Source organism: Clostridium sp. 16K-1-R1, from assembly GCF_023921145.1.
Taxonomy (GTDB): Bacteria; Bacillota; Clostridia; order Clostridiales; family Clostridiaceae; genus Sarcina; species Sarcina perfringens.
This window is the reverse complement of the sequence record NZ_CP046515.1, coordinates 2,193,717-2,206,991: the sequence shown is the minus strand read 5'-3', so window position 1 is coordinate 2,206,991 and position 13,275 is coordinate 2,193,717. Positions and strand designations below refer to the sequence as shown.

Genomic DNA, 13,275 nt, shown 5'->3' with positions numbered 1-13,275 from the left:
CCATTTTTTGTTTGTATAAAAATATTAGAATTTTACTTTAAACAATATTGATTTAATTTGTTTAAGATAATATATTGAATATAACCTAAAATAAAAAATGGAAGGGTGATTTATTATGGCAATAAACTGGTTCCCTGGCCATATGGTCAAAACGAAAAGAGAAATACAGAACAATTTAAAGCTTGTAGATGCTGTTATAGAAATTAGAGATGCTAGAATACCTAAATCTTCTAAAAATCCAGATATAGACACTCTATGTGCTGGTAAGCCTAGAGTAATACTTTTAAATAAGAGTGACTTAACTGATCCTAAGGTAACTAAAGCTTGGAAAGAGAGCTTAACCAATGATGAAACAATTGTTTTAGAAGTAAACGCTTTAAAAGGTGAAGGACTAAATGCTATAAAACCTGCTCTTTTAAAACTTTTAAAAGAGAAACATGATAGATTAAAAGCTAAAGGTTTAGCTAAAATCACTACTAGAGCTATGGTTGTTGGAATTCCTAATGTTGGTAAATCAACATTTATAAATAAAATGGCTAAAAACAATATAGCTAAAACTGGAGATAGACCTGGTGTTACTAAGAATAAACAATGGATAAAAACTAAGTTAGGTATAGAATTAATGGATACACCAGGAGTTTTATGGCCTAAATTTGAGGATGAGATCGTTGGATTAAATTTAGCATTTACTGGAGCTATAAAAGACGAAATAATGGATACTGAAGAATTAGCTCTTAAACTAGTAGAAAGACTTCAAGAAACAAATCCAGAAGAATTAATGACTAGATATAAACTTACAGAACTTCATGAAAATCCATTAGATAACTTAGATGCTATAGCTAGAAAAAGAGGAGCTATAATGGCAGGTAATCAAATAGATTACAATAGAATTGCAGGAATAATTTTAGATGAATTTAGAGGCGGAAAAATAGGAAAAATATCTTTAGAAAAACCAGAATAGGAAGTAGGGTTTATTATGGATAATTTAATAAAAGATATGAGAGAAAATTTAAATTCATACTCTTTTAAAGTAGTAAGTGATTTAGTAAAAGAGTTAGATGTAAATAGAGATAACAAAGCTCAAATAAAAGAACTTGCTGATTTATTAAAAGAGGATAAAAGAAAAAATGTATCATCTTTAGGAAATAGATTAGAGAAAAATCTAAATAATCTTATTAAAGAAGAGGAAAGAGTTAAAAACATGTATCTTTTTGATAAGAGTTTTGGTGATTATAAGTATGTAGCTGGAGTTGATGAGGTTGGAAGAGGACCTTTAGCAGGTCCTATAGTTTCAGCAGCGGTAATATTAGATTCTAGTGATTTAGATGATATAATTCTTTACATAAATGACTCAAAAAAATTATCAGAACATAAAAGAGAAGAGTTAAGTGAAATCATAAAAGAAAAAGCCTTAAGTTATTCTATTTCAATGTGTGATAGCAAGGAAATAGATGAAAAAGGCATAGGATACTGTAATAATCATGTATTCATAAAAGCTTGTGAAGGACTTAATATAAAGCCAGATTTAGTTCTTTCAGATGGATATTTAATAAAGAACTTTAATGGAGAAAATAAGCATGTTATAAAAGGTGATACAAAAAGTGCTTGTATAGCCTGTGCTTCAATAATTGCAAAAGTTTATAGAGATAATATTATGAAGGAATATCATAAAAAATATCCGCAATATGATTTTGAAAAAAATGTTGGTTATGGAACCAAGACTCATGTAGATGCTTTAAAAGAAGTAGGGCCTACAGAAATTCATAGAATGAGTTTTTTAAAGAATATTCTATAGTTATACCCTAAAAGCATCTTTTAAAAAATTTAATTCATACTTTGAACTATCAATATGAAAGTTAATTTCAATAACATCAAATCTAATATAATAATTGTAGAGTTTTTTTATATGTAGATAGTATTTTGCTACATTTATTATTCTACCTTGTTTAGAGCAGGTTACTGATTCTTTTGGATTACCAAAGGAGTTAGAAAACCTGCTTTTTACTTCTATAAAAGAAATTATTTCATCTTTAATAGCTATAATATCAATTTCTCCAGAGGAACAATTAAAGTTTTTTTCTAAGATTGAATATCCCTCTTTTTTTAAGAATTCTACACTTAAATCCTCTCCATAGAAACCTATAGATTTATTATATTTTTTCATTTAAATCACCTCTACTGAATTTTTAACACTTAAGTACAAGTTTAAACATTTTAAAATTTTAATGATTAAAAAATTTTTTTGTGGTTAGTATGATTTTTGAAAGTATATCTTTTAAAGAAGGTGATTTGTATGTCTATAAGTTTGAAAAGTTCAACTTTAATAGGAATAGAAGGTGTAATTGTTAATATAGAGGTTGATATAAGTAAGGGGTTGCCAAGTTTTACCTTGGTAGGCTTAGCTGATACTTCCGTTAGAGAGGCTAAGGAGAGAGTAAGAGCAGCTATTTTAAATAGTGGTTATGAATTTCCTTTAGGGAGAATAACAGTAAATTTAGCTCCAGGTAATTTAAGAAAGGTAGGAACTGGATTTGATCTTCCTATAGCTTTAGCCATATTAATTGAAAGTGGTCAAATTCAAAGGGAGATTTTAGAGAATACTGTTTATTTAGGAGAATTATCTTTAGATGGCCATATTAGATCTGTTAATGGAGCTTTGTGCTCTGTTATATCTGGGGTTGAAAATAATAATGATAAGTTTATTATACCAATGGATAATTTAAGAGAATGTTCTTGTGTTGATAATATTAATTTATATGGTTTCTCTCATTTAAAAGAGGTGGTTGGATTTTTAACTTATAGAGATGTGCTACCTTATAAAAGAGAAGAGGAAATTTGTGCGTTAAAGGAAGATAATTCTTTTAATGAGATTTGTGGTCAAGAAAGTGCAAAGAGAGCTATGATAATTGCAGCAGCTGGAAATCATAATGTTATATTGCAAGGACCTCCAGGATCAGGTAAAACAATGCTTGCTAAGGGGGTTAAATCTTTATTGCCAGAATTAAATAAAAAAGAAATATTAGAGACAACAAGGATATATAGTGTTTCAGGACTTTTAAATAATACTAAAGGAAAAATTGAAAGGCCATTTAGAAATCCACATCATACTGCAACAAGGGTATCCTTAATAGGTGGAGGAAGAGATTTAAGGGTAGGAGAAGTTACCTTAGCTCACAATGGTATTTTGTTTTTAGATGAACTTTTAGAGTTTGATAGAAGAACCTTAGAATGTTTAAGAGAGCCTATGGAAAATGGAGAAATAACCATATCTAGAAATGTAGGAAGTGTAACATATCCAGCGGAAGTCATGCTTATAGGAGCTTTTAATCCATGTCCATGTGGAAATTACTTAAGTGGTTATGAAGGAAGAATGAACGGATTAAATACAGAAATAGACTTTCTAAGGCTATGCTAGATAGAATAGATATTTTTACTTCTGTTAGATATGCCTCTTATAATGAACTTAATTCAAGTAATAAAAAAGAAAATTTAGAGGATGTAAGAAATAAAATTAAGGAAGCAAGAGAAAGACAAAAATTTAGGTTTAAAGAATTAGAAATAACTTATAATTCTCAGATGAAACATAGTCATATTCAAAGTTTAATAAGATTAGATGAAGAATGTCATGAAGTTTTAAATAATATATACACAAGATTTTCTTTAAGTAGTAGGGCTTTAGATAGAATTATAAAATTATCTAGAACCATAGCAGATATGGATGGCAGTGAAGATATTAAAAAAAGCAATATTTATGAGGCACTTAATTATAGAAAAAATTTAGAGGGAGAGGTTATATAAATGAAAGAGGTTGATTTAAATTATAAAATATGGTTTGGAAGTTTAAAGATTTCAAACAATATAAAAGTAGAGCTTTTAAATCAATTAGGAAATGAAGAAAATATATACATACATAGAAAGGATATAGAGGAAACTGGAATTAAATGCGCTAGTAAATTTAAAAATGATATTAACATTGATTTGAATAGTAGGGTAATTAATGATATAAATAAGAAAGACTATAAAATAGTAACATATTTAGATAAAAACTATCCTAAAAGACTTAAAAATATAGATGAACCTCTCTATATTCTTTTTTATAAGGGAGATTTAGAAAGAGCTGAAGATACCAATGTTGCCATTGTTGGGTCAAGAAAATGTGATCCATATGGGAAAAGATGTGCAAGTCTTATAGCTTCAGGGCTAGGAAAAGCAGGTGTTGGAATAGTAAGCGGTGGAGCTTTTGGGGTTGATACTGAAGCACATAAAAAGTGTGTTGAAGAAAATTTTTATAATGTTGCCGTTTTTGGTTGTGGAATAAATTTAGATTATCCTGTCTATAATAGAGAATTGTATAAAAAAATAATTAAAAATGGATGTATAATTAGTGAATTTTTCCCTGATACGCCACCTCTTAGATATAATTTTCCTCAGAGGAATAGAATAATAAGTGGATTATCTGAAGCTGTTATAGTGGTTCAAGCTGGAGAAAAAAGTGGATCTTTAATAACGGCAAATTATGCTATAAATCAAGGAAAAGATGTTTTTGCAGTGCCTGGAGATGTGTTTTCTTCTCAGAGCAAAGGTTGCAATAATCTTATAAAAGATGGAGCTGGTATATTTACTAATATAGGTGATTTATTAAATTCAATACCTTTTAAAATAAAAAAAGAAGGAAAATGTAATAAAGATGGCAAAAAAGAGGAAAATTCAGAGATTAACCAGTTGCTTTTAAGCATATTAGAGAATAATATTCTACATATAGACGATATTATAAGAGTAACAAATATTGACACATCTATCATATATGAGTTATTATGTGAATTGCAATTTGAAAATAAAATAGAAGTTATACCAGGAGATTATTATACAAAAATAATATGATAGTTTGAGGGGGTGAACACTCTGTATTTAATTCAGAGTTTACGATGGGTCAAAAATTAGTAATTGTTGAGTCACCAGCTAAAGCCAAGACAATAGAAAAATATTTAGGTAAAAATTATGTAGTCGAAGCTTCCATGGGACATGTAAGAGATTTGCCAAAAAGCCAATTAGGCGTTGATATAGAAAATGAATATAATCCTAAATATATAACAATAAGAGGAAAAGGTGAACTTTTAAGCAAACTTAGAAAGTTAGCTAAAAAAAGTGATAAGATATACCTTGCGACTGACCCTGATAGAGAAGGGGAAGCTATATCTTGGCACTTAGCTAATGTGCTTAAGATAGATGAAAACGAGAATTGTAGAATAGAATTTAATGAAATAACAAAGGATGCAGTTAAAAATTCAATAAAGCATCCAAGAAAAATAAATTGTAATTTAGTAGATGCTCAGCAAGCAAGAAGAGTGTTAGACAGATTGGTTGGATATGAAATAAGTCCACTTCTATGGAGAAATGTAAAATGGGGATTGAGTGCTGGAAGGGTTCAGTCAGCAGCATTAAAACTTATATGTGATAGAGAAGAAGAAATAAAGAAGTTCAATCCAGAAGAGTATTGGACTGTTGATGTTAAACTTAAAAAAGGAAAGAAGTCTTTCCCTGTTAAGTTAACAACTAAAAATAAGAAAAAGATAGAAATAAAAAATAAAGAACAAGCAGATCAAATAATAGATGAGCTTAAAGAAAATGAATATATAGTAAGCAAAATAAAAAAAGGAACTAAGAATAAAAATCCTTTAGCTCCATTTACTACAAGTACTCTTCAACAAGAGGCAAGTAAAAAGCTTAACTTTATGACAAAGAAAACAATGTCAGTAGCTCAACAACTTTATGAAGGGGTTGAAGTTAAGAAATTTGGAACTGTAGGTTTAATAACTTATATGAGAACTGATTCTGTTAGAATCTCAAAGGAAGCTCAAGAAAAAGCACTTAACTTTATAGATGAAACATATGGAAAAGAGTATGTTCCAGAGGAACCAAGAGTATATAAAGGAAAGAAAAATATACAAGATGCCCATGAAGCCATAAGACCTACATATGTTGAAATAACACCAGAGATTGCTAAGGCAAACTTAAGTAATGATCAATATAAGTTATATGCTTTAATATGGAAAAGATTCATAGCAAGCCAAATGGCTACATGTATATTAAATACTAATAGTTTAGAGATTAAAAATGGTGATTATACATTAAGAGCTAGTGGATCCACTATAAAATTTGATGGTTTCATGAAAGTTTATGAGTATATATCAGGAGAAGAGGAAGAATCAGTACTTTTACCTGAATTAGAGGAAAATGAAGTTTTAAAAGAAGAATCAATTGAAGGTAAACAACATTTTACTCAACCACCTGCTAGGTATTCAGAGGCTGCTTTTGTTAAGCTTTTAGAGGAAAAAGGTATTGGAAGACCAAGTACTTACGTTCCAACAATATCTACATTAATAAGTAGAAAATATGTAGATAGAGAGAAAAAGATTCTTATACCAACAGAATTAGGCTTTATAGTAAATGATATACTTTCTAATTATTTTAAGCAGATAGTTGATACTGATTTTACTGCTGAAATGGAAGTTAAACTTGATAATGTTGAAGCCGGAAAAGAAAGTTGGACTCATATAGTAGATGAATTCTTTACTCCATTAAAGGAAGACATAGAAAAGGCAGAAAAAGAGATATCTAAGGTTATTATAGAAGATAAAGTCAGTGATGTACCTTGTGATAAATGTGGAAGACTTATGGTTATTAAGCATGGAAGATTTGGAGATTTCTTAGCTTGTCCTGGATATCCAGAATGTCAAAACACAAAACCTATAGTTGAAGAGGTTGATGCAAACTGTCCATTATGTGGAGGAAAGATTTTAGTTAAGAGAAGTAAAAAGGGAAACAGATTCTATGGATGTAGTAATTATCCAGAGTGTAATTTCGTAAGTTGGTATGAGCCAACAAATGAAAAATGCCCAGAATGTGGTTCATATATGGTTAAGAGATACTCTAAGAGTAAAGGTGAATATTTACAGTGTAGCGATAAAGAATGTAAATATGAAAAAATAATTGAAAAAAATAATGATGAAAATAACTCAGAAAAGTAGTTTTTAGTCCTTATCTCCACCAGTATTACTGGTTGAAATGAAGTATTTACTATGTTAATATTTAAATAATAAGTTTATTATAAGAATATTTTAAAAATTCTGAAATTTACATCTTTTGTAAAATGGTGCGAGGAGGATATAATGTCGACACTACTTAGTAAAACTAGAAGATTAAATAAGATTTTACAAAAATCAGGTACTGAAGCTATAGCTTTTGGAGATATATGCCAATTATTAAGTGATGTTATGTCGTGTAATGTATATTTAGTTGGAAGAAAAGGTAGAATATTAGGTTATTCTTTTTCTGAAAAATTTGAATGTGACATAATGAAAGAAAAAGTTGTTGTTGATAGAAAATTCCCAGAAGACTACAATAATAAATTAATAAACATTCAAGATACAATTGCAAACATACCTAATAAAGGAATATGTGTTTTTGAAGGGGTAGGCGAATGTTTAATCTCTAAAAAAATATCAACTATTGTTCCTATAGTTGGTAATGGAGATAGATTAGGAACTTTATTATTAGCTAGATTTGGGGAAGAATTTAATGATGATGACCTAGTTTTAGCAGAATATAGTGCTACAATAGTTGGGATGGAGCTTTTAAGAGCTAGACAAGGTGAGATAGAAGAAGAAGCACGTAAAAAAGCAGTAGTTCAATTAGCTATTGGAACTTTATCTTACTCAGAATTAGAAGCTGTAGAACATATTTTTAGTGAGTTAAATGGAGATGAAGGATTATTAGTAGCTTCTAAGATAGCTGATAAAGTTGGAATAACTAGATCAGTTATAGTAAATGCTCTTAGAAAATTTGAGAGTGCAGGAGTTATTGAGTCAAGAAGTCTTGGGATGAAAGGTACTCATATAAAAATATTAAACGAAAAGTTAATGGATGAACTTAAAAAGATAAAATAAGATTTGAAGAAGGTGTTTTTTTGCATCTTCTTCTTTTTTATATAACAAGCTAATAATAATTAAATAAATATAAAAAATCTATGATTTATAACTTTTATAAGAAGTTTAATAGAAATAAGTAAATTTTTATAATTAAGTAGTCTTTTTCAGTATATTTATAGATAATTTAAGATAAAATCAAATTAGGTGAAAGGTTTAAAAGTTATATAATATTATTTTATAAAAACTTTGAAAAATCTTGTTGATACTTTTATAACCCTATGTTATACTATCAAAGGTAACAAATACACACATTATCGAATCTATAAGCCGGTGCTACTTTAAGTAGTGCTTATAGTAAAGAAGATAGTGGAGGAAATAACCAATCTAGGAGGAAAAAATAATGTCAGTAATTTCAATGAAACAATTATTAGAAGCTGGTGTTCATTTCGGACATCAAACAAGAAGATGGAACCCTAAAATGGCTCCTTACATCTTTACAGAAAGAAACGGTATATACATAATCGATTTACAAAAAACTGTAAAGAAAGCTGAAGAAGCTTACAACTTTATAAGAGAAGTATCAGAAGCTGGTAAAGACGTAATATTCGTTGGAACTAAAAAACAAGCTCAAGAAGCTGTTAAAGAAGAAGCTGAAAGATCAAACATGTACTTCGTTAACCACAGATGGTTAGGAGGAATGTTAACTAACTTCACAACTATAAAAACAAGAATAAACAGATTAAACAAATTAGATGAAATGGAACAAGACGGAACATTCGACGTTTTACCTAAGAAAGAAGTAATCAAGTTAAAACTTGAAAGAGAAAAATTACAAAGAAACTTAGGCGGAATCAAAGAATTAGACGCTTCAAACATAGGAGCTATGTTCGTTGTTGATCCAAGAAAAGAAAAGAATGCAATAGCAGAAGCTAAAATATTAGGAATCCCAGTAGTAGCTATAGTTGATACTAACTGTGATCCAGAAGAAGTTGACTACGTAATTCCAGGAAATGACGATGCTATAAGAGCAGTTAAATTAATAGCTGGTAAAATGGCAGACGCTATAATCGAAGGAAGACAAGGCGAGCAATTAGCAGAGTAATATTAAGATAAATACTGAAAAGGTAGATGAAGCTCTCTGCTTCGTTTACCTTTTAATTAAATAGTCAGGAGGAATTTCAATGATAACAGCTAAAGCAGTTAAAGAGTTAAGAGAAAGAACTGGCGCAGGAATGATGGATTGTAAAAAAGCGCTAACTGAAACTAATGGAGATATGGAAAAAGCAGTTGAAGTTTTAAGAGAAAAAGGATTAGCAGCTGCAGCTAAAAAAGCTGGAAGAGTAGCAGCTGAAGGTATCGTTAAAACTTACGTATCAGAAGATATGAAAAAAGGTTCAATAGTTGAAATCAACTGTGAAACTGACTTCGTTGCTTTAAACGAAGAATTCGTTGGATTTGCAGGAAGAGTAGCAGAATTAGTTGCTAACTCAAATGTAAACACTGTAGAAGAATTATTAGCAGAAAAATTAGACGGAGACAAAACTGTTCAAGAAGTTTTAACTGAGTTAATCGCTAAGATCGGTGAAAACATGAGCGTAAGAAGATTCGAAAGATTCTCTGTTGAAAGCGGATTAGTTCAAAGCTACATCCACGGTGGCGGAAGAATAGGTGTTATGGCTGAATTAGCATGTGAAGCTTCATCACCAGTATTAGCTGAAGTTGCTAAAGATGTTTGTATGCAAATAGCTGCTGCTAACCCACTATTCTTATCAGAAGCTGATGTTGATCAAGAATCTTTAGAAAAAGAAAAAGAAATATACAGAGCTCAAGCTCTTAACGAAGGTAAACCAGAGCACATCGTTGATAAGATGGTAATGGGAAGAATCAAAAAATACTGTAAAGAAGTTTGTCTTTTAGATCAAGCTTGGGTAAAAGATGGCGACAAATCAATCGCTAAATTATTAGAAGAAAAATCAAAAGAAGTAGGTTCTCCAATAACTATAACTAAGTTCGTAAGATTCGAAAGAGGAGAAGGAATCGAAAAGAAAGAAGAAAACTTCGCTGAAGAAGTAGCTAAAATGGGCGGAAAATAATAACATAAGAGAACACATTGTGTTCTCTTTTTTTAGAATATAGATATAAAAAATTAACAAAAATAGAGAATTCAGCGTTTTGGAGGTTTAAGATGGGAACTTGTAAATACAAAAGAGTTATGCTTAAGTTATCAGGTGAGGCTTTAGCAGGCGAAAATGGTTTTGGAATAGATTTTAACATAGCAATGAACATAGCAAAGGCTGTAAAAGAGCTTGTTGATATGGGAATAGAAGTAGGCGCAGTTGTAGGTGGCGGAAACATATGGAGAGGTAGAAGTGGAGAAGGTATGGATAGAACTACTGCTGACTATATGGGAATGCTAGCTACTTCAATAAATGCTTTAGCACTTCAAGATTCATTAGAATCTTTAGGGGTAGACACTAGAGTACAAACTGCTATAGAAATGAAGGAAATAGCAGAGCCATATATAAGAAGAAGAGCTATGAGACACTTAGAAAAAGGTAGAGTAGTAATATTCGGAGCAGGAACAGGAAACCCTTATTTTTCAACTGATACAGCAGCAGCATTAAGAGCCGCTGAAATAGAAGCTGATGTAATATTATTAGCTAAAAAGGTTGATGGAGTTTATGATAAAGATCCACATAAATACGATGATGCTAAAAAATATGATGAATTATCATATATAGAAGTACTTGAGCAAGGATTACAAGTAATGGATTCAACTGCAACATCACTTTGTATGGACAACAACATCCCTATATTAGTATTTGCTTTAGATAATCCTGAAAACATCAAGAGAGTTGTTTTAGGAGAAAATATAGGAACAATAGTAAGCAAAAAATAAGGAGGAGTTTTAAATGATTAAGGACGTTATAAAAAAATCAGAAGAAAAAATGAATAAAACTATAAATTCTTTAAATTCAGAATTAGCTACAATGAAAGCTGGAAGAGCTAACCCAACTATGTTAGATAGAATTCAAGTTGAGTATTATGGAAGCATGTGTCCTTTAAATCAAGTAGCTAATGTTTCATCACCAGAACCAAGATTATTAGTTATAACACCTTGGGAAAAACCAATGCTTAAAGAAATAGAAAAAGCTATCTTAAAATCAGATTTAGGAATAAACCCTAACAATGATGGTACTATAATAAGACTTTTAGTTCCAGAATTAACTGAAGAAACTAGAAAAAATTTAGTTAAGAACGTTAAAAAAGTTGGAGAGCAAGCTAAGGTTGCTATAAGATCTATAAGAAAAGATGCAAATGATAAAGTTAAAAACTTCAAAAAAGAAGGAACTATAACTGAAGATGAAATGAAAAAGGGTGAAGATGACATCCAAAAAGTAACAGATAAGTTTGTTAAAGAAATAGATACTATAGTGGCAGCTAAAGAAAAAGAGATTATGTCAATTTAATTTAAAAAACCTGCTCTTTAGCAGGTTTTTTATTTTATAATTGAATTATAAGGAGGAACCTTCTATGTTAGATTTTTTTAGTAAAAAAGGAAATGAAGATTCAGAAGAAATAGTTCTAATTGAAGATAAAATGCCAAAGCATATTGCCATAATAATGGATGGTAATGGAAGATGGGCAAAAAAAAGAGGTCTTCCAAGAACTATGGGACATAGAGCTGGGGTTAAGACTATAAAAACTATTGTAAAAGAATGCGATAAATTAGGAGTAAAATATTTAACTTTATATGCTTTCTCTACTGAAAACTGGAAAAGACCAGAAGATGAAGTTAATGCTCTTATGAAGTTAGTTGTTGAATTTATAAAAAATGAAATTGATGAACTTCACCAAAACGGAGTAAGGGTACAAACTATAGGTGATTTATCAAGATTCTCAGAAGAACCTAAAAAAGCTATACTTTGGGCTATGGAAAAAACTAAAGATAACACTGGAGTAGTTTTAAGCTTAGCATTAAATTATGGTGGAAGAAATGAAATAGTTAGAGGTATAAAATCTGTAATAGAAGATGTTAAAGCGGGCAAAATAAGCATAGATGATATAAACGAAGATATGTTTAATGACTATCTTTATACTAAAGGAATGCCAGATCCAGATCTTATAATAAGACCAAGTGGAGAACAAAGACTTAGTAACTTCTTATTATGGCAATGTGCATACTCAGAATTTTGGTATTCTCAAATAAACTGGCCAGATTTTAATGGTGAAGATTTAAGAAAAGCTATTTTTGATTATCAAAATAGAGATAGAAGATTTGGTGGAATTAAATAAATAATGAGGTGATTTGGGTGAAATCTAATAGCAGATATCTAGGCGCACTTATAATGGCTCCATTTATTGCTTTTATATTCCTAGGTGGAATTTGGCTTAAGCTATTTACTATTGCTCTTTCTTTTGCAGGATTATATGAATATTATAAAACTGTTAAAGTAGCAAAATTAAAGCCTATTTCCATAGGGGGATATATATTATTAATATTATATTACTTAACTTCAAATAATTTTGAAATGTTATCATTTTTAATAATAATAGCTACATTTATATTACTTTGTGTTCCTATACTTAATATTGAATATACATTTATAGATGTTGCAGTTACTATTTTAGGATTTATATATGTAGGAGTTTTCTTTAGCTTCATACATTTAGTAAACATCAAAGAAGGTGGACAATACCTAGTTTGGTTAATATTCCTATCATCATGGCTTTGTGATACTGCTGCATACTATTCAGGTAGATTCTTTGGTAAACACAAATTATGTCCAAAGGTTAGTCCTAAGAAGACTATAGAAGGTTCTATAGGAGGAATATTAGGAAGTACATTAGCTTGTGGAATATTTGGTATAATAATATCTAATAGTTTCTCTTTAATACCTGTATATCATTATTTTATAATAGGTATATTATGTGGAGTATTCTGTCAATTTGGTGATTTAGTTGCTTCATCAATAAAGAGATATGCAGGAATAAAAGATTATAGTAATTTAATACCAGGACATGGTGGAATATTAGATAGATTTGACAGTATATTATTTGCTGGAACAATAGTATTCTTCTATTTAACACTTGTCTTAAAATTTTAATGCTTTAGATTTTCTAAAGCATTTTTTTTATAAAAAATTTTATTTATATTTATTTGTAGGCATAAAAATTTTATTATATATTTAACTTAAAAAGAAAAATATAAGATTATTCATAGAATATTAAGTAATAACTTGAATATATTTATTATGTAGAGATATTTATAAAGGTGGGAATAGTTTAAAAGAAAAATATAATTTAGAGAAAAAGATTTATCAATGAGTAGATAACTTTCTGTTAA

General features: G+C 29.5%; 12 protein-coding genes and 1 pseudogene. 12 read left to right on the top strand and 1 reads right to left on the bottom strand.

Annotated elements, in window-relative coordinates:
• Positions 1–115: 115 nt before the first annotated feature.
• Together ylqF and GOM42_RS09640 are read left to right on the top strand one after the other, a co-directional pair.
• Positions 116–961 (top strand): ribosome biogenesis GTPase YlqF, encoded by an 846-nt coding sequence (gene ylqF / locus GOM42_RS09645; RefSeq protein ID WP_003466453.1) that lies wholly within the window; start codon positions 116–118, stop codon positions 959–961.
• A 15-nt stretch (positions 962–976) separates the two neighbouring features.
• Positions 977–1,795 (top strand): ribonuclease HII, encoded by an 819-nt coding sequence (locus tag GOM42_RS09640; RefSeq protein ID WP_003475248.1) that lies wholly within the window; start codon positions 977–979, stop codon positions 1,793–1,795.
• On the opposite strand, the gene GOM42_RS09635 is transcribed toward GOM42_RS09640, so the two are convergent.
• Complete coding sequence (locus tag GOM42_RS09635) at positions 1,796–2,164, bottom strand: YraN family protein (protein WP_003478268.1); 369 nt, start codon at positions 2,162–2,164, stop codon at positions 1,796–1,798.
• 129 nt (positions 2,165–2,293) lie between these two features.
• On the opposite strand from GOM42_RS09635, the pseudogene GOM42_RS09630 reads away from it, so the two are divergent.
• The 10 genes and pseudogenes from GOM42_RS09630 to GOM42_RS09580 all read left to right on the top strand — a co-directional run bounded on the left by GOM42_RS09630 (position 2,294) and on the right by GOM42_RS09580 (position 13,036).
• Positions 2,294–3,798 (top strand): annotated as a pseudogene (locus GOM42_RS09630) (YifB family Mg chelatase-like AAA ATPase).
• The gene (dprA, locus tag GOM42_RS09620) at positions 3,799–4,881 is read left to right on the top strand and encodes a DNA-processing protein DprA (RefSeq protein ID WP_110077181.1); all 1,083 of its coding nucleotides are present in this window, start codon (positions 3,799–3,801) and stop codon (positions 4,879–4,881) included.
• 44 nt (positions 4,882–4,925) lie between these two features.
• Entirely contained in the window at positions 4,926–7,028 is a 2,103-nt protein-coding gene (topA, locus tag GOM42_RS09615; protein WP_003449413.1) for a type I DNA topoisomerase, read from the top strand.
• A gap of 141 nt (positions 7,029–7,169) precedes the next feature.
• Positions 7,170–7,946, top strand: coding sequence for a GTP-sensing pleiotropic transcriptional regulator CodY (gene codY, locus GOM42_RS09610; RefSeq protein ID WP_003449426.1), 777 nt, complete (start codon positions 7,170–7,172; stop codon positions 7,944–7,946).
• A 382-nt stretch (positions 7,947–8,328) separates the two neighbouring features.
• Entirely contained in the window at positions 8,329–9,030 is a 702-nt protein-coding gene (gene rpsB / locus GOM42_RS09605) for a 30S ribosomal protein S2 (protein WP_003470452.1), read from the top strand.
• A gap of 79 nt (positions 9,031–9,109) precedes the next feature.
• Entirely contained in the window at positions 9,110–10,021 is a 912-nt protein-coding gene (tsf, locus tag GOM42_RS09600) for a translation elongation factor Ts (RefSeq protein ID WP_003459744.1), read from the top strand.
• Between the two features lie 92 nt (positions 10,022–10,113).
• Entirely contained in the window at positions 10,114–10,827 is a 714-nt protein-coding gene (pyrH, locus tag GOM42_RS09595) for a UMP kinase (RefSeq protein ID WP_003459788.1), read from the top strand.
• Positions 10,828–10,840: 13 nt separating this feature from the next.
• Positions 10,841–11,398: a ribosome recycling factor gene (gene frr / locus GOM42_RS09590; RefSeq protein WP_003459781.1), complete on the top strand. Its 558-nt coding sequence runs from the start codon at positions 10,841–10,843 to the stop codon at positions 11,396–11,398.
• Positions 11,399–11,462: 64 nt separating this feature from the next.
• Positions 11,463–12,224, top strand: coding sequence for an isoprenyl transferase (locus GOM42_RS09585; protein WP_124228655.1), 762 nt, complete (start codon positions 11,463–11,465; stop codon positions 12,222–12,224).
• 17 nt (positions 12,225–12,241) lie between these two features.
• Positions 12,242–13,036, top strand: a complete 795-nt coding sequence (locus GOM42_RS09580) for a phosphatidate cytidylyltransferase (RefSeq protein WP_003459799.1) — start codon at positions 12,242–12,244, stop codon at positions 13,034–13,036.
• The last annotated feature ends 239 nt before the right edge of the window (positions 13,037–13,275 follow it).